This window comes from Prauserella rugosa, assembly GCF_000719975.1.
Classification (GTDB): domain Bacteria; phylum Actinomycetota; class Actinomycetes; order Mycobacteriales; family Pseudonocardiaceae; genus Prauserella; species Prauserella rugosa.
In genome coordinates, this window is sequence record NZ_JOIJ01000014.1 from 36,330 (window position 1) to 53,128 (window position 16,799).

At 71.3% G+C, this 16,799-nt stretch carries 18 protein-coding genes; 9 read left to right on the forward strand and 9 right to left on the reverse strand.

The window, feature by feature from the left end:
• Positions 1 to 33: 33 nt before the first annotated feature.
• Positions 34 to 693, reverse strand: coding sequence for a DUF3159 domain-containing protein (locus IF64_RS0118465; protein WP_084705959.1), 660 nt, complete (start codon positions 691 to 693; stop codon positions 34 to 36).
• 200 nt (positions 694 to 893) lie between these two features.
• Complete coding sequence (locus tag IF64_RS0118470) at positions 894 to 1,271, reverse strand: OB-fold nucleic acid binding domain-containing protein (RefSeq protein ID WP_030533396.1); 378 nt, start codon at positions 1,269 to 1,271, stop codon at positions 894 to 896.
• 183 nt (positions 1,272 to 1,454) lie between these two features.
• On the opposite strand from IF64_RS0118470, the gene IF64_RS0118475 reads away from it, so the two are divergent.
• Positions 1,455 to 2,207 carry an alpha/beta fold hydrolase gene (locus IF64_RS0118475; RefSeq protein ID WP_030533397.1) on the forward strand — a complete coding sequence of 251 codons (753 nt, stop codon included), beginning with the start codon at positions 1,455 to 1,457 and terminating at the stop codon, positions 2,205 to 2,207.
• A gap of 20 nt (positions 2,208 to 2,227) precedes the next feature.
• Here the strand turns inward: IF64_RS0118475 and IF64_RS0118480 are convergent, their stop codons facing one another.
• Positions 2,228 to 2,929, reverse strand: coding sequence for a DUF3710 domain-containing protein (locus IF64_RS0118480; protein ID WP_030533398.1), 702 nt, complete (start codon positions 2,927 to 2,929; stop codon positions 2,228 to 2,230).
• Positions 2,929 to 3,393, reverse strand: coding sequence for a dUTP diphosphatase (gene dut, locus IF64_RS0118485; protein WP_030533399.1), 465 nt, complete (start codon positions 3,391 to 3,393; stop codon positions 2,929 to 2,931). Before dut ends, IF64_RS0118480 begins: the two co-directional genes overlap by 1 nt.
• Before the next feature lie 24 nt (positions 3,394 to 3,417).
• Between dut and IF64_RS0118490 the strand changes: the two genes are divergently transcribed.
• Entirely contained in the window at positions 3,418 to 4,026 is a 609-nt protein-coding gene (locus IF64_RS0118490; RefSeq protein ID WP_084705954.1) for a DUF3093 domain-containing protein, read from the forward strand.
• 186 nt (positions 4,027 to 4,212) lie between these two features.
• On the opposite strand, the gene IF64_RS0118495 is transcribed toward IF64_RS0118490, so the two are convergent.
• Positions 4,213 to 4,521, reverse strand: a complete 309-nt coding sequence (locus IF64_RS0118495; RefSeq protein WP_030533401.1) for a DUF4193 domain-containing protein — start codon at positions 4,519 to 4,521, stop codon at positions 4,213 to 4,215.
• Positions 4,522 to 5,228: 707 nt separating this feature from the next.
• Between IF64_RS0118495 and cei the strand changes: the two genes are divergently transcribed.
• Positions 5,229 to 5,930 (forward strand): envelope integrity protein Cei, encoded by a 702-nt coding sequence (gene cei / locus IF64_RS0118500; protein ID WP_345968976.1) that lies wholly within the window; start codon positions 5,229 to 5,231, stop codon positions 5,928 to 5,930.
• 119 nt (positions 5,931 to 6,049) lie between these two features.
• Here cei and IF64_RS0118505 read toward each other — a convergent pair whose 3' ends face one another.
• Positions 6,050 to 6,877: an inositol monophosphatase family protein gene (locus IF64_RS0118505; protein ID WP_051757982.1), complete on the reverse strand. Its 828-nt coding sequence runs from the start codon at positions 6,875 to 6,877 to the stop codon at positions 6,050 to 6,052.
• 103 nt (positions 6,878 to 6,980) lie between these two features.
• On the opposite strand from IF64_RS0118505, the gene ppgK reads away from it, so the two are divergent.
• Both ppgK and IF64_RS0118515 read left to right on the forward strand, forming a co-directional pair.
• Positions 6,981 to 7,742, forward strand: coding sequence for a polyphosphate--glucose phosphotransferase (gene ppgK / locus IF64_RS0118510; protein WP_030533404.1), 762 nt, complete (start codon positions 6,981 to 6,983; stop codon positions 7,740 to 7,742).
• A gap of 218 nt (positions 7,743 to 7,960) precedes the next feature.
• Entirely contained in the window at positions 7,961 to 9,385 is a 1,425-nt protein-coding gene (locus IF64_RS0118515; RefSeq protein ID WP_030533405.1) for an RNA polymerase sigma factor, read from the forward strand.
• 231 nt (positions 9,386 to 9,616) lie between these two features.
• Here the strand turns inward: IF64_RS0118515 and IF64_RS0118520 are convergent, their stop codons facing one another.
• A complete protein-coding gene (locus IF64_RS0118520; RefSeq protein ID WP_030533406.1) occupies positions 9,617 to 10,489 on the reverse strand; it encodes an EamA family transporter in 873 nt (290 codons plus the stop codon).
• A 251-nt stretch (positions 10,490 to 10,740) separates the two neighbouring features.
• Here IF64_RS0118520 and IF64_RS0118525 point away from each other — a divergent pair, with 251 nt between their 5' ends.
• The gene (locus IF64_RS0118525; RefSeq protein WP_030533407.1) at positions 10,741 to 10,920 is read left to right on the forward strand and encodes a DUF7455 domain-containing protein; all 180 of its coding nucleotides are present in this window, start codon (positions 10,741 to 10,743) and stop codon (positions 10,918 to 10,920) included.
• A 174-nt stretch (positions 10,921 to 11,094) separates the two neighbouring features.
• Here the strand turns inward: IF64_RS0118525 and IF64_RS0118530 are convergent, their stop codons facing one another.
• The gene (locus IF64_RS0118530) at positions 11,095 to 12,780 is read right to left on the reverse strand and encodes a DEAD/DEAH box helicase (RefSeq protein WP_484266850.1); all 1,686 of its coding nucleotides are present in this window, start codon (positions 12,778 to 12,780) and stop codon (positions 11,095 to 11,097) included.
• Positions 12,781 to 13,182: 402 nt separating this feature from the next.
• On the opposite strand from IF64_RS0118530, the gene IF64_RS0118535 reads away from it, so the two are divergent.
• Entirely contained in the window at positions 13,183 to 14,589 is a 1,407-nt protein-coding gene (locus tag IF64_RS0118535) for a YihY/virulence factor BrkB family protein (protein WP_425468428.1), read from the forward strand.
• A gap of 42 nt (positions 14,590 to 14,631) precedes the next feature.
• On the opposite strand, the gene IF64_RS0118540 is transcribed toward IF64_RS0118535, so the two are convergent.
• The gene (locus IF64_RS0118540; RefSeq protein WP_030533410.1) at positions 14,632 to 14,880 is read right to left on the reverse strand and encodes a DUF3039 domain-containing protein; all 249 of its coding nucleotides are present in this window, start codon (positions 14,878 to 14,880) and stop codon (positions 14,632 to 14,634) included.
• Between the two features lie 60 nt (positions 14,881 to 14,940).
• Here IF64_RS0118540 and IF64_RS0118545 point away from each other — a divergent pair, with 60 nt between their 5' ends.
• Positions 14,941 to 15,882, forward strand: coding sequence for a pseudouridine-5'-phosphate glycosidase (locus tag IF64_RS0118545; RefSeq protein ID WP_030533411.1), 942 nt, complete (start codon positions 14,941 to 14,943; stop codon positions 15,880 to 15,882).
• The gene (locus IF64_RS0118550; RefSeq protein WP_030533412.1) at positions 15,879 to 16,775 is read left to right on the forward strand and encodes a carbohydrate kinase family protein; all 897 of its coding nucleotides are present in this window, start codon (positions 15,879 to 15,881) and stop codon (positions 16,773 to 16,775) included. Before IF64_RS0118545 ends, IF64_RS0118550 begins: the two co-directional genes overlap by 4 nt.
• Positions 16,776 to 16,799: the final 24 nt, after the last annotated feature.

The following is a 16,799-nucleotide window of genomic DNA, read 5'->3' on the forward strand; positions in this document are numbered from 1 at the left end:
GCGCGCGGACTGCCCGCACGGGCCGAGGGCCGGTCAGCCCGCCGCGGGCCGGTCGTACTTGGCGCGCAGTTCTGCCTCGATCTCGGCGTCGGTGCGCTCGCGTTCGGACCGCACGTCCTTCAGCCTGCGGTCCGAGCGGCGCACGGCCCAGACGACCACGAGCAGGGCCAGCCCCCACAGGGGATAGCCCATCGCGATCTTCGCGAACGCCAGCCAGCCGGTGTAGTCCTCGTCGTAGAGCCACCGCTGCACGACGAACCGGGCGGCGAACACGGCGGCGAGGGCGAGCGTGGCGATGTCGTAGCCCCGCAGCGACGGCTTGTCCTTGCGCCAGTCCATCCCGGTGCCGTTGAGGGCGTTCCACACGACCCCGGCCAGCGGCCAGCGGACGAGCACCGAGCCCATGAGGACCGCGAAGTAGACGACCGACGTCCAGATGCCGAAGAGGAAGAAACCCTTGGCCTCGCCCGTGCGGTAGGCGATGAACGCCGCGATCGCGACGCCCAGGAAACCGGAGATCGCGGGCTGCACCGGCTCCTTGCGCACGATCCGCAGCACGGTGATGGCCACGGCGCTGCCGACCGCGATCCAGATGCCCGGCATCAACCCGAACAGCGCGTTGGCGATGACGAACACGACCACGGGCACGCCGGAGTAGATCAGCCCCGACACGCCGCCCATCTGCTCGAGCATCGTGGGCTGGCGCTCGGTGTTCCCATCGTTTCCTGCCGAGTCCCCGTGGTTCGACGGGTCCTCGCGGCCGGTGGACGGGTCACCGGCGGCGTCGGTGCCCGGCCGGTTCTCCTGCGGCAGGGGCGTCTCGGGGGTCTCGGCCTCGTCCGGGGCGCCGATGCGGTCGGAAGTGCGGTCGGGCTCAGTCACGCGGGAACTCTCTAGGTCGGCTGCAGCAGTTCGTAGTACGGGTTGTACAGCACCTTACGGCCTTCGCGGTCGGCCATGCGGCCGCGGGCTTTGATGGTCCGGCCCGGTTCGATCCCCGGGATCCTCCTGCGGCCGAGCCACACGAGCGTCACCTCGTCGGTGCCGTCGAACAGTTCGGCCTCCAACGTCGCGACCTCGTCGGCCGGACACAGTTCCACGCTCCGCAACCGTCCGAGGACGGTCACCTCCTCACCGCATCGGCAGTCGCACGCCCGCTGGGCGCCGCCTGCCTCGGATTTCTCGGAGAGATCGTCGGCGTCGAGCGTCTCGACGTCACTGGTGAGCTTCTTGACCAACCGGCTGAAGTAGCCGCCGTCCTTGGCGGGCATAGTGCCTGCTCCTGTGCTTTCCGAGGGCCCCCGACATGGCATTCCACGGCCCGTACGCATTCAGCGTAGCTCCCGTGCAGGCACAGGGAATCCGACGGAGGTCGCCTGGTGCAACGTGACCTGCGTTATGCCCGATCGTGGGTCGGTTCTCGGCCGTGTCGGCGCCCGCAGCAGGATGGCCGGGTGGCTCGTGTCGACCCCTCGTCCTCCCCCGCCGTCCACACCGTCGTCCTGCCCGGAACGGGCTCCGACGAGGTGTTCACGCGGCGCGTGTTCGCTCCCGCGGTCGCCGCCTGCGGCGGCACGCTCGAGACACCGCCGCCCTCCCCCGGTGCCGCACTGGTGCCCGAATTCCTCGCCGCGTTCGACGCCGCCGCGGCCCGGACGGACGGCCCGCTGCTGGTGGGTGGGGTGTCGCTGGGTGCGCACCTGGCCGCCGAATGGGCGTTGCGGAACGCCGACCGGTGCGCCGGCGTCCTTGCGGTACTGCCCGCGTGGTCCGGTGCCGCCGGCGGCGGCGGTGACGGTGACGGTAACGGCGCGCCGGCCGCGCTGGCCGCGCAGGCGTCGGCGGACCTCGTGGAGCGGGAAGGCCTCGAACGGGCACTCCGCCTGTCCACCGAGGGAGTGCCCGCCTGGCTCGCCGACGAACTGAGCCGCGCCTGGCGCAGGCATGGCGCGGGACTCGTGGCCGGCCTGCGCGCGGCCGCCTCCCATCCGGCGCCGACCCTCGACGCGCTCGCCGAGTGCCGCGTACCGGTGGGCATCGTGGCGTGCACCGACGATCCGGTGCATCCGGCGTCCGTGGCCCACGCCTGGGCGGGGGCACTCCCCCGCGCGCAGGTGCGCGAGACGACGTTGGCCGCGTTCGGCGCCGACCCCTCGACCGCGGGCCGCGCGGCGCTGGACGCCTGGTCCCGCGCCGCGCGGACGTGAGACCCGCCAGCGCCCGGGTTTCAGCCCTGTGCGGCCTGTTGCTCGGCGATGTGCTGGGCCACCTGCTCGGGCAGGCGGACCGGAAGCGGCGTGCGCACGGGCATCGGGGCGTCGCCGCGGACGACGATCGTGCCGCGCACGATCGCCCGCAGCGCCTCCGGCGCCTGTGCGGCCTGCGTCTGCGGACCGGCGATCACGCCGCGCAGCATCCACCGCGGCCCGTCGACACCGACGAACCGCAGCGCCATCTCGCCCACGACCGCCGACAGTTCCATGCCCCACTCGCCGCGGCCGAGCGAGACCTTGGCGCCGTCGGAACGCAGTTGTTCGGCCAGTTCCTCGCTCACCGACCGCCACTGCCCACCCGAGCGCGGCGCCGCGTAGGCGCTGACGGTGACCTGCCCCTGCGGCACGACGATGTGCACCGCACGCACGTTGCCGCTCTGCTGGTCCATCTCGACCTGGACCTGAGACCCGTCCGGCACCGGCACGCGCACCGACCCCAGATCCATCCGCGCGATCCCGTCGTCCGGCGCCTCGGCCTCGTCGTACGGTCCGCTCGCGCCGTCGACCCGGTCGACGTCCTCGGCGTCGCCGTCGAGGGCGTCCCCGGCGCCGACGGTGTCGGCGGCCTCGGCGCTGTCGGCGGTGTCGGCGGTGTCGAAGGCGTCGGCAGCCTCGGACTCCTGTGCGCGACGACGTTTCCGTCCGAAAATCCCCACTACTTCTCCGTTCCCAGGGTCGCGTGCCCGCCCGTCGAACCGTAGCCGCTCGCTCCGCGTTCGGACGGTTCCAACTCGGCCACCTCCACGAACTCGGCCTGCGCGACCCGCTGCACGATCAGCTGAGCGATACGGTCACCGCGCGCGAGCTCGATGGGCGTGACCGGGTCGAGGTTCACCAGGCACACCTTGATCTCGCCGCGGTAGCCGGCGTCGATGGTGCCCGGCGTGTTGACGATCGACAGGCCGACGCGGGCCGCCAGGCCCGACCGGGGATGCACGAAACCGGCGTACCCCGGTGGCAGGGCGATCGCCACGCCCGTCCCGACGACGGCCCGCTCGCCCGGCGCGAGCACCACGTCCTCGGTCGTCACCAGATCGGCGCCGGCATCTCCCTGCCGGGCGTAGGACGGGACCGGAACACCGGGATCGACGCGGGAAAGCAGGACCTGCACGCTGGACACGGCTGGCGAGACTACCCTGATCCTGTGAGCACGAGTGCACGAGCGCGGTCCGGTCACACGCAACCGGACGAGACGGACACGCCCGAGGCGGTCACGGGCCCGGCCCGGTTCACCGAGCGGCTCTACCTGGCGTGGTGGGGCTGGCCGCTGCCGCTGATCGGCGCGGCCCTGCTGGCGGCCGAGATCCACATGGGCTATCCGGGCGTGCGGGCGTGGCTGCCGTACGTGATCCTGCTGCCCCTCGCCGTCGTCCTCCTGCTCGGTTTCGGCAAGCTGAAGATCACGGTGACCGGAGGGCGCGACCCCGAACTGTGGGCCGGTGACGCCCACCTGCCGCTGCGCTACGTCGGGGCGGTCGACGTCGTCGGCTCCGGCGACCGGCGCAAGGCTCTCGGCCCCGAACTCGATCCCGCGGCGTTCGTCGTGAACCGCGGCTGGATCCCCACGCTCGTGCGGGTCGAGGTCACCGACCCCGAGGACCCGACGCCGTACTGGGTGCTGTCGACCCGGCATCCGGAACGCCTCGCGACGCTGCTGCGCGAAGGCAGGCCCGCCGATGTCACCGACCCTGACCCGGCCGCCCCCGAACCTGCCGATCCGGCCGATGACGACCGGGGACCACAGGACCGTTGATGCAGGACCGTTGACGCCAGCACGGTGACGGCTACGAACGAGGGCCGGGCGATGCACGAAGCATCGCCCGGCCCTCGTCGTTCACGCCTGTTTCTCGTGCACCCGTCCGCACGCGCCACCCCTCACCGGCCCTCGGGCCGGACACGTACGCCGCGTGAGCCGCCCGCGCCGTGCGCGGGAACCGGCTCAGGCGCAGTCGCGGCAGATCAGCTGCGAGCCCGATTCCTCCGCGAGCCTGCTGCGGTGGTGCACCAGGAAGCACACGGAGCAGGTGAACTCGTCGGCCTGCTTCGGCACCACCTTGACGGTCAGGTCCTCGCCGGACAGCCCCGAGAGGTCGGCGCCGGGAAGCTCGAAGTTCTCGGCACTCGCATCCTCGTCGACGTCGACGACACCGGACTGGGTCTCGTTGCGCCGCGCCTTCAGTTCCTCCAACGAGTCTTCGGCGAGCTCGTCCGCCTCACTGCGGCGCGGAGCGTCGTAGTCGGTCGCCATTGTCCTTCACCCCTGCGATCAGCATTTCTCTCGATACGTGGACACCGGAATGGCCTTCCGGTAGTCCTCCGCTTCCGCTGGTCAACGTCCCAGCGCCTGTGTTTGTGCCCGGGAAAAAAGTGAGTGTCGTCTCGTCTGTGTTGCCAGATCGTCACTCGGCTCCACTGCCCGGGAGCCCGGAGAGGGTAGCCCACGGCGTACCCGGGGCCGAACCAGGTCACCCCAGGCACGCCCCATGTCACTCGAGCGGGGTATTTGGCTTCGGCGGCGCCCGGTTACCCCGTATGCGGCGGGGTCACGCACGCGCGATCGACCGGGACCGACGGTGGACGGAACAGGTGGACGGAAACAGGCGGACGGAAAGCACGGGAAGGACAGGGACCCGGGACACTGGGTCTTCGGTGCCAAGTGTCTTCGGCGCCGGTTGTCTTCGGCGCCAGGTGTCTTCGGTACCGGTTCTCGCGTCACGCGATCGGGTCGCGGTCGTCACCTCACGTGTGCGGGGCATGAGCACGAGCGCGCCTGCGGGGGACTCCGCACGGGGTGCGTTCATGCCGACGCCACACGCGGCGTGATGACATGCGCCGACGAAGGCACCTGACCCGTTCACGGCGGGTCGTGACAGGTGCCGCCGCTGTAACGCCTAGGCTGCTCAGCGGCGACAATGACGGTAGTTGGGCGGGGATCGGCGAAGGGACGGCGCAGTGGTGTCGGGGACCGGGGGCTTTCGGAGAAGCCGTGTCAAGCCGTACCGGAAGCACAAGCCGCTGCCTGCACTCATCTTTGTGGCGGTGCTGGGCGTGGCTGCTTCGGTGATCTGGATCAACGCGGTGGCCAACACCGAGGATCTCGAAGAGGCGATGCGCTGCACGCCGTCCGCACAGCCGCCGGAAGGGGTCACCTACACCCCGCAGCCCTACGACGCGCTCGCCAGCACCCAGCCCGCACCGCCCCACCGCGTCAACGTGCGCGTGCTCAACGCCAGCGGCCTGCGCGGCGAGGCCGGGATGACGACCATGGCGTTAGAACAGCTCGGATTCACGCAGACCGCCGAGCCCGGCAACGACGAGGCATTCCCCAAGGGTGAGGCGAACTGCCACGGCCAGGTGCGCTACGGCACCAACGGCGAGGCGGCCGCCCGCACGCTGCGGCTCATCGATCCGTGCCTGGAGCTCGTCGAGGACGGCCGTAAGGACGCGACCGTCGACCTGGCCATCGGCACCGCCTTCAACGACGTCCGCCCGAGCAGTGAGGCCGTCGAGGTCCTCGACCAGCTCAAGAAGTCCGGACAGGGCACCGAGGGCGGAAGCGAGCAGTCCGCCGGCGAGGAACAGTCCGGAGCGGGTGCCGGCGGTGGCTCGCTGATCGACAAGGAGCTGCTCGACAAGACGGTCGCCGAGCACTGCTGAACCGCCGGCTCGAACGGACCGGGCGTCGCGGCGTCTCGCGCCCGCCGCAGGCGAGGACGGGCGCGAGACGCCGGCTCAGGCCGACTCAGGAGTCAGGGGCGTCAGCGGCTCGCGCGGACTCAGATGTCACCCATGCCGCATTCGATGACGGCCGCGCGGAGGTCCTCCGCGATTGCGGGAGCGGCGACGAAGGTGCCGTCCGCACCCAGTTCCGGGTCCTGCCCCGGCAGCGAGACGACCGCACCCGCCTCCTCGGCCACGAGCGCGCCCGCCGCCCAGTCCCAGCGCGACAGGCCGTGTTCGGCGTAGGCGTCCAGCCAGCCCGCGGCGACGTGGCACAGGTCGAGGGACGCGGCCCCTCCCCTGCGGATGTCGCGCACGTGCCCGAGCAGCGAGGCCACCATCGCCGCCTGCCTGCGCCTGCGCTCGGCCACGTAGGCGAAACCCGTGCCCACCAACGTGACGTCGAGACCGCTCGGCTGCGACACGGCGAGCCGTCGCCCGTCGAGCCAGGCCCCGCCGCCGCGCACCGCCGTCCACCGGCGCCCGCTCACCGGCTCGACGACCACCCCGGCGACCGACACGCCGTCGACCTGCGCGGCCAGCGACACGCTGAAGTCCGGCAGTCCGTAGAGAAAGTTCACCGTGCCGTCGATCGGATCGATCACCCAGGTCACCGCACCGGGCGCGTCGCCGGCCGTGCCGCCGCCCTCCTCGCCGATGACGGCCTCCCCCGGCCGCAGCTGCGCGAGCCGCTCCCGCACGAGGCGTTCGGAGGCCACGTCCACGGCCGTGACGACGTCCGTCCTGCTCGTCTTCGACCGGACGTCGACGCCGGCCCCGTCCAGCATCGATGCGCGTTCCGCGGCGACGAACTCGGCCGCCTCGACCGCGACCTGTTCGGCCACGGTGAGCAGCGCGTGGGCGTCCCCGGATCCGTCGTTCACCTGTTCAGCAGCGTTCACACCGACTATAGGAACACACGGTGTTCAGCCGCCCCGCTACAGTCTCCGGCCAGGAATCTGAATCGAGCAGGAAGGGGCGACGCCGATGACGGCGACGCGGGGGTTCGGCATCGACGTCGGCGGCACCGGGATCAAGGGTGCGCTGGTCGACCTCGACACGGGTGAGTTCATCGGCGACAGGCTGCGCATCGACACGCCGCATCCGGCGACACCCGAGGCCGTGGCCGACGTCGTCGCCCGGATCGTCGAACACTTCGAGTGGGACGGGCCGCTGGGTGTGACGCTGCCCGCGGTGGTCAAGAAGGGCGTCGCGCAGACCGCCGCCAACATCGACCCGAGCTGGATCGGCACGGACGCCGACGCACTGTTCGCCGAACGCCTCGGCCGGTCCCGCGAGGACGTCGCCATGCTCAACGACGCCGACGCCGCGGGCATGGCCGAGATGCGCTTCGGCGACCCCGCGGCCAGGCGGGGCGTCACGGCACTGCTGACCTTCGGCACGGGCATCGGCAGCGCCCTGTTCGACGACGGCAAGCTCACGCCCAACACCGAGTTCGGCCACATCGAGGTCGACGGCCACGACGCGGAGACCAAGGCGGCCGCGTCGGCGAAGGAGCGGGAGGAGCTCTCCTACCCGGACTGGGCCGTGCGCGTGGATCGTTATCTGACCGTGCTCGAGAACCTGATCTGGCCGGATCTGTTCATCGTCGGCGGAGGCGTGAGCAAGAAGGCGCACAAATGGGTACCCCTGTTGACGAACCGGACGCCGGTCGTGGCGGCGTCGTTGCAGAACAACGCGGGGATCGTGGGCGCGGCGGCCGCCGCCGCGGAGGGCATCGAGCCCTGACGGCCACACCGGTCCCGCCGTCGACGAGAACGGTTCAGGCCGGCCGGAACGGCCGGGGTGAACCGCATTTCGGCGGCGAGAAAGGTGATCGCTCGCCGACTCTGCGCGGCGACGTCGTTACAATGGAACACGGCCCTCGTCTGCGGGACGCGAAACCGCAGGTTGGGGGCATGTCCCCCGAATCCAAGGCAGCCGGGACGCATGCGTACCGGTTCGTCATGATCGACCGCTGCGAAAGGGCGTACGTGGCAGCCGCAAAGACCGCAACCCGAAGCGGGACGAAGACAACGAGCGCCGCCGAGCAAGCGACAGCCGAGGAGACGGCGGCCGCCGACGGCGCCGAGGCGCCGGAAGCGACAGCGACCAAGCCTGCGCGCAAGACGGCCGCGAAGAAGTCTCCCGCCAAGTCCACCACTCGGAAGAAGGCGGCGGGCTCCGCCAAGTCGAAGAAGGGCGCCGAGAGCACCGACACCGAAGACCCGGATCTCGCCGTCGACGGCGCCGATGTCGAGGACGTCGACCTGTCCGACCTCGATGTCGACGCGGTCGAGGTCGACGTCGTCGACGCGACCGTGACCGAGGAAGAGGCCGAGGACGCCGAGGCCGAGACCGAGGAGGCCGGGGCCGCCAAGAAGAAGCAGGCGACGGCCGACGGCGACTTCGTCTGGGACGAGGAGGAGTCCGAGGCTCTCCGCCAGGCCCGCAAGGACGCCGAGCTCACCGCGTCGGCCGACTCGGTGCGTGCGTACCTCAAGCAGATCGGCAAGGTCGCGCTGCTGAACGCCGAGGAGGAGGTGGAGCTCGCCAAGCGCATCGAGGCCGGGCTCTACGCCGCCGAGCGCATGCGCGTCATCGAGGAGAAGGGTGAGAAGCTCACCACCCAGATGCGCCGCGACCTGAAGTGGATCATCCGCGACGGCGAGCGCGCCAAGAGCCACCTGCTCGAGGCGAACCTGCGTCTGGTCGTGTCGCTGGCCAAGCGCTACACCGGCCGTGGGATGGCGTTCCTGGACCTGATCCAGGAAGGCAACCTGGGTCTGATCCGTGCGGTCGAGAAGTTCGACTACACGAAGGGCTTCAAGTTCTCCACCTACGCCACCTGGTGGATCCGGCAGGCGATCACCCGCGCGATGGCCGACCAGGCACGCACCATCCGTATCCCCGTGCACATGGTCGAGGTCATCAACAAGCTCGGGCGCATCCAGCGTGAGCTGCTCCAGGACCTGGGCCGCGAGCCCACTCCGGAGGAGCTCGCCAAGGAGATGGACATCTCCCCGGAGAAGGTCCTGGAGATCCAGCAGTACGCCCGTGAGCCGATCTCGCTCGACCAGACGATCGGCGACGAGGGCGACTCGCAGCTCGGCGACTTCATCGAGGACTCCGAGGCCGTCGTGGCCGTGGACGCCGTGTCGTTCACGCTGCTGCAGGACCAGCTGCAGTCGGTGCTGCAGACGCTGTCCGAGCGCGAGGCGGGCGTGGTGCGCCTGCGCTTCGGCCTCACCGACGGCCAGCCGAGGACTTTAGACGAGATCGGTCAGGTCTACGGGGTCACGCGCGAGCGGATCCGCCAGATCGAGTCGAAGACGATGTCCAAGCTGCGCCACCCGTCCCGGTCGCAGGTCCTGCGGGACTACCTGGACTGATCGAGCCGGGCTCCACGAACGACGAGAGGCGGCCGTCGACCTACGGGTCGGCGGCCGCCTCTCGTGTCGTCGGCCCGAGTTCGCCGGCGGACCACTCGTCGGTGCGCCCGCCCGGCGTCCTCGCCGGCGCGGCGACCTGCGTCGTCCACAGCGGACGAATCAGGACGGATTCCCCGGATACATCGGGAAAATTCGGGCACCGTCCACTGCGGACGCAGGCCTCGAGCACCGTCACGGCGGTTCGCGCACGGACCGGTCGGTGTCCCCGGAACGCAGCAGGACGCCGCACACCACGGCGAGGATGCCGATCGCCTCCGGCACCGCGGGTACCTGTCCGAGCACCACGAGCCCGACGATCGTGGCCGTGACCGGCAGCAGGGCCAGCAGTACGGCGAACCGCGCCTGTCCGACCCGCCGCAGCACGACCTGGTCGAGGCCGTAGGGCACGACGGTCGACAGCAGGCCGACGCCGATGCCGAGCAGCAGCAGGTCCGGCGATCCCCACACCTGCCCCGTGCCGAGCGCCAGCGGGCTGAGCACGACCGTGGCGACCGTGAACCCGACCGCGAGACTGTCGATGCCGTTGCCGCCGAGCGCGACCTTCTTGCCGAGCACGATGTAGGCGGCCCACGCCGCGGCGGCGGCGAGCGCGAACGCCACGCCGGCCGGGCTGCCGCTCCACTGCACGTCGGCGATCGCCAGCACACCGGCGACGACGAGCACCAGCGCCGCGAAGTCTCGCTTCGTGCGTGAGCCGAGCGCGGCGACCAGCACCGGTCCCACGAACTCGATGGCGGTGGCCGTGCCGAGCGGCAACCGTGCGATCGCCTCGTAGTACACGACGTTCATCAGCGCCGTGACGATCCCGAACGTGCCGGCCAGCACCAGCGGCTTGCCCCGCCACGCCTGCCTGCCCGGCCTGCGCCATGCGAGAAGGATCACAGCGGCGCCGAGGCAGCGCAGCCAGGCCACTCCCGCCGGGGTCGAGGCGTCGAACAGCCACACCGCGATGGCCGCACCCACGTAGATCGAGATTCCGCTGAGAACGAACAGAGCCGGTGCCGGAACCGTGTCGATACGCCGTTTGGCCGCCGAGATGTCCACGTCGTCATGGTGCCTGAGCACCGAAAACGCCCTGCTGAGGGCCTGCTGTGCGGTGATGTGGGCGACGGCGGTGCGACGCCTGGAGTAATGCGACGTGACACAGCTCCCACCGGCGTGGGAACACTTGCGGACGTGGAAACGTCTGTAAGAGTGGAAGCAGCGAACGACGAAGTCGGCCGGCCCGGCCGGTTCGTTCTCGCGGCTGAATTGATGGCATCGGTTCGCCGATGCCGGGACGGAGGGAGACTCCCATGACTTCACCGACGCTCACCCGCCCCGAACTGACCCGCGCGGACCGCTGCGACCGGTGCGGAGCCGCCGCCCAGCTGCGGGCGGTACTCCCCAGCGGTGGCGAACTGCTCTTCTGCGGACACCACGGCCGCGAGTACGAGGCCAAGCTCAAGGAGATCGAGGCCGACATCCAGCAATGAGCCATCACCAGCCGTGAGCACGGCGTGAGGTGATCGGGGCGACCCGACATCACGAACGAAGGGGCGGAACCCACGACGGGTTCCGCCCCTTCGTCATGACGGCCCTCGTGAACGGCCCTGAGTACGACCCACAGCGCGACGCCGGCCGCAGCCGACGACGGGGCCCATCGGCGGTCACCACGAACGCAGCGTGGCGATCCGCTCCTCCAGCTGCTCGATGGTGGCCATGGCCGTCGGCGGCCCGCCGCAGATCCTGCGCAGCTCGTTGTGGATGGCGCCGTGCGGCTTGCGCGTGCGGTGGTGGTAGACGCCCACGAGCGTGTTCAGCTCCTTGCGCAGCGCGTGGATCCGCTCCCCGACCGCCTGCGGCTTGGGCGCCGGCTCGGGCTCCGGTTCGGCCTTCTGGGGCTTGCGGCGTTTCTCGTCGGCGAGCTGCTCCTCCTGCCGCTTGCGCAGCAGGGCCCGCACCTGGTCGGGCTCCAGCAGCCCCGGCAGGCCGAGGTACTCCTGTTCCTCCTCGCTGCCGGAGAACACGGCGGTGCCGAACGAGTTGCCGTCGTAGATCACCTGGTCGAGCTCGGCCGAGGCGCCGAGCGAGGTGAACGCCTTCTCCTCCTCGCCGGGCTCGTCCTCCGTCCGGTTGGCCGCCACGAGCAGTTCGTCGTCCCAGCCGTCGGACTCCCGATGCGGTTTGCCGAGCACGTGGTCCCGCTCGGCCTCGAGTTCACTGGCCAGTTCGAGCAGCACGGGCACACTCGGCAGGAAGATGCTCGCCGTCTCCCCCGGCTGCCTGGCACGCACGAAACGGCCGATGGCCTGGGCGAAGAACAGCGGCGTCGAGGCGCTGGTGGCGTACACGCCGACGGCCAGCCGCGGCACGTCGACGCCTTCGGACACCATCCGCACGGCCACCAGCCAGCGCTCGGTGGACTCCGAGAACTCCCCGATGCGCTTGGTGGCCTTCGGATCGTCCGAGAGCACGACCACGGGCTGCTCACCCGAGATCCGCTGCAGGATCTTCGCGTAGGCACGCGCCGAGTCCTGGTCGGTGGCGATGACCAGACCGCCCGCATCGGGCAGGCCGCCCGAACGCAGCTGCGTCAACCGGGTGTCGGCGGCCTGCAGCACCGACGGCACCCACTCGCCGCCCGGATCGAGCGCCGTGCGCCACGCCCGCGCCGTCTGCTCGGCCGTCAGGGGCTCGCCGAGCCGCGCCGTGAACTCGTCGCCCGCGCTCGTACGCCACGACGCCTCGCCCGAGTAGGCGAGGAACACCACCGGACGCACGACACCGTCGGCCAGCGCGTCGGCGTAGTTGTACGTGCTGTCGGCCTTGCTGCGCAGCGAACCGTCGGCGTCCGGCTCATAGGTGACGAACGGGATCGGGGAGTCGTCGCTGCGGAACGGTGTACCGGTCAGCGCGAGCCTGCGCACCGCGGGCGTGAACGCCTCCTCGACCGCCTCACCCCAGGACTTCGCATCCCCCGCGTGGTGGATCTCGTCGAGGATGACCAGGGTCTTGCGGTTCTCCGTGCGCACCCGGTGCAGGTTCGGATGGGCCGCCACCTGCGCGTAGGTGACCGCGACACCCTGGTAGTCCGAGGAGGTTACGCCGGTGGTGTTGCGGAAGTTCGAGTCGATGGCGATCCCGGCGTGCGCCGCAGACGCCGCCCACTGGTGCTTCAGGTGCTCGGTCGGCGTGACGATCGTGATGACCTCGACCGTGCGGTCCGAGAGCAGCTCGGCCGCGACCCGGAGCCCGAACACCGTCTTTCCCGCACCCGGCGTCGCGACCGCGAGGAAGTCCTTCGGCCGCTGGGTGAGGTACTTGGTCAGGGCCCTCCGCTGCCAGGCGCGCAGCGGGCGAGCGGTCGCATCGCTCTGCGGTTCGGGCGCGGCAACCGCGCGTTCGGCGTGCTGGGTCCGAGCCGCCTCATGGCCTGACGTCGCCGACAAAGCCGATGCACTCCCCTTCCCACCAGGACCGATGACCTGCGCCGACGACCGGAACCTGGGCCTCTCCCCCGCCCGGCGGCCGCCCTGGCCACGGTCGTCACACAGCAAAACCCTCACGCGGCAGGCCGGCTCCGGCGGCGGCCGTCGTGGTGAGGGCGCGTCGGAAAGAGTACCTGGCCGGTCCGACGAGTCCCGGCCTCGCCCACGGCCGCCGACGCCACCGCGAGGGCACTGCCACGGCCTTTTCGTGCGACACGCCGAGCCCCGATCGCATGGCCGGACGCGCCGTCGCGAACCGGATGGACCATGCTGGGACCCGCCATGAACGGACAGCACACGCACCGCGCCTCCGGCGACGAGGGCCCAGACGGTCCCGAGGGCCCCCGCGGCTCCGGCGGGACCGGCGGGACCGGCAGGTCCGGCGAGGGCGCGTCCCGCCCTGCGCCGAAGGCCAAGGTCAAGCGCAAGGGACCACTGCGCCTGCTCGGCCGCACCATGAACAAGGCGTGGGAAGGCAACATCTTCTCCGAGGCCGCCGAGGCCGCGTTCTGGCAGACCCTGTCCCTGCCGCCGTTGCTGCTGGGGCTGCTGGGCTCCATCGGGTACATCGGCGACTGGTTCGGCCAGCGCGTCGTGCAACAGGTGCACGACAACATCATCGGCTTCACCGACACGATCTTCTCCGAGAGCGTCGTCCACCGGATCATCGAACCGACGGTCGACGACATCCTCACCACCGGCAAGGGCGAGATCGTGTCCGTGGGCTTCCTGATCTCGCTGTGGGCGGGATCGTCGGCGATGTCGTCGTTCGTCGACGCGATCACCGTCGCCCACGACCAGTACGGGGTACGCAACGAGGTGTGGCAGCGGATCTTCGCGCTGCTGCTGTACATGGCGAGCCTGGCGCTGCTGGTGATCGGCCTGCCGATCATCGCGATCGGCCCCGAACTGCTGCCGGAGTTCTTCCCCGAAGGATGGCGGCCGACGATCGCCGAGTGGGTCGGCAGACTCTACTACCCGACCGTCGCGCTCATCCTGGTGCTGGCCCTGGCCACGCTGTACAAGCTGTCCCTGCCGCGGAAGCTGCCGTGGCACCGCGGCCTGCCGGGTGCGGTGCTGGCCATGGTGATCTTCCTGCTCTCCAGCGTCGGCCTGCGCCTGTACATCGGCTGGATCACCACCACCGGCTACACCTACGGCGCACTGGCCACCCCGATCGCGTTCCTGTTGTTCGCCTTCTTCATCGGGCTGGCGATCGTCGCGGGCGCCTACTTCAACAGCGCCATCCAGGAACTGTGGCCCGCCAAGCCCACGCGCAGGCAACGCCGCGCCTGGCAACGGCTCGAACGGGAACGGGCCGCCGAACGGCTCAAGGCGCAGTCGGGTCCGAGCCTGTGGGAGCGCACCACGATCCCGCTGCGCAGGCCGCGCAGGAACGGCGGCGCGGCCGGCACCGAGAACAGCTCCGGTTCCGAATCCGGTTCCGAATCCGGTTCCGAATCCGGAACCGGCGCGGACACCGAGTCCGGGAGCGGCTCGCCGGCGTCCGACATCCCGGCGCCCGACCACGACGCGCCCAACGGCACTGCACCCCCCGGCCAGAAACCCCACCGCGAGACACCCCACCGCCAGACGCTCCACGGCAAGGACCGGGGGCAGACCGGCACGCCCGGTACACCCGACTCACCCGCCGAGGGCAAACCCGGCGGGTGAGCGTGTGAACCGGCCCGGCGGAGCCGGGAGAGGCGCGGCGGCCTACTCGTCGCCGCCGGGCGGGAGGTTCTCGAAGATCTTCTTGCAGTCGGGGCACACCGGCGAGCCGGGCTTGGCCGACTTGGTCACGGGGAACACCTCACCGCACAGCGCCACCACGTGCGTGCCCATGACCGCGCTCTCGGCGATCTTGTTCTTCTTCACGTAGTGGAACACCTCGGGCCGGTCGTCCTCGGTGCTCTCGGTGCCCTCGGGGCGAGTGTCGACATCAGGCAGTGTTGCAGTGCTCATAGGCACAGTTTGCCACCCGCGGCCCCCGGCGGGCGGACCGATGGGCCAGGATTGCGCACCGTGACGAGTACATCCCGCCCTGCCGCCTCCGTACCCGTGACGCCGTCGGACGAGGTCGCCGACGCGCTGGAGGCCGGACGCCCCGTCGTCGCCCTCGAGAGCACGATCCTCTCGCACGGACTTCCGCCGGGGCGCAATCTCCGGGTCGGCGAGCGACTCGAGGACACCGTGCGTGCGGCCGGCGCGGTTCCCGCGACGATCGCCGTGCTCGACGGCCGCGCGCTCGTCGGGCTCACGCGGCCCCAGCTGGAGCGCGTGTGCGCCGCCGATGCCGACCTCGACAAGCTTTCGGCCCGCGACCTGGGTCCCGCGCTGGCCGGCGGCACCTCCGGGGCGACGACGGTCGCCAGTACCTCGGTGCTGGCCCACGCCGCCGGCATCGGGGTCTTCGCCACCGGTGGCATCGGTGGGGTGCACCTGCCCGCGCCCGGCGAGACCGCCACGTGGGACGTCTCGGCCGACCTCGGCGTCCTCGGCCGCGTCCCGGTGCTGGTCGTGTGCTCGGGCATGAAGTCGATCCTCGACATCCCCGCCACCCTGGAGGTCCTGGAGACCGGATCGGTGCCGGTCCTGGGCTACGGCGTCGACGAGTTCCCCGCCTTCTACCTGCGCTCCTCCGGGCTCCCCGTGCCGCACCGCGTCGACGATCCGGAGCAGGTCGCCGCCGTGGTCGCCGCGCACCGTGCGCTGTCACCGTCGGGTGTGCTGCTGGCCAATCCCGTGCCCGAGACCGCCGAGATGGACCGCGACCTGCACGACCGGCTGCTGGCCGAGGGGCTCGAGAAGGTCGCCCGGGCGGGCACCACCGGCGCCGACGTCACCCCCGTGCTCCTCGAGCACTTCCACACCGCCTCGAACGGGGTGAGCCTCGACGCGAACGAGGAACTCGTCGTCGCGAACGCCGCGCTCGCCGCCCGGGTCGCCGTGGAGCTCGCCCGATGAGGATCGTCGTGGTCGGAGACGCCGGCCTGGACGTCGTGGCCCGGCACGACGGGCCGCTCGTGCACGGCGGTGACACCCGCGCCCGCGTCGGGCTGACCGGTGGCGGAGCGGGCGCCAACACGGCGCTGTGGCTGCGGGCCGCGGGCGCCGAGGCGGTCCTGATGGCCCGGGTCGGCGACGACCCCGGCGGCCGCCTCCTGCGCGCGGAACTGGAGACGGCGGGCGTGCACTGCGCGTTCGCGGTCGACGCCGAGGCGACCACATGCTGCGTGGTGGTGCTCGTCGACGCCGACGGCCAGCGGACGATGCTGCCCGACCGCGGCGCGAACAAGCGGTTCAGCCCGTCGGACGTCGAACGGGTGGCCCCGACCGCCTTCGCCGGGGCCGAGCATCTGCACCTGTCCGGCTACGTGCTGCTCGACCCGTCCTCCCGGCCTGCGGGGCTGGCCGCGCTGGAGGCCGCGCGGGCCGCGGGGCTGACCACGTCGGTCGATCCCCAGGCCGCGGCGCTCATCACCGACCCGGACGCGTTCCTGGCCGACGTCCGCGGCGTCGACCTGCTGCTGCCGAACGCCGCCGAACTGGCGGCGCTGACCGGTGACGGGTCGCCGGAGTCGGCGTCGACACTGCTCACCCACGTGGGCGCGGTCGCGGTGACCACCGGCCTCGACGGCGCCAGCTGGGTGGACGGCGACGGCATCCAGGCCGTGCCCGCACAACCGGTGGACTGCGTGGACAGCACCGGTGCCGGCGACGCGTTCAACGCGGGACTGCTCACCGCGTGGCTGCGCGGGGAACCGGTGCACCGGCGTCTGGAAGCGGGGGTCCGGATGGGTGCCGCGGTCGTCGGCCGGGTCGGCGCCCAGCCTGCTCCGGAGACACTGCACGCCTGACCGCACGGTCCGCAGGCACCGCGG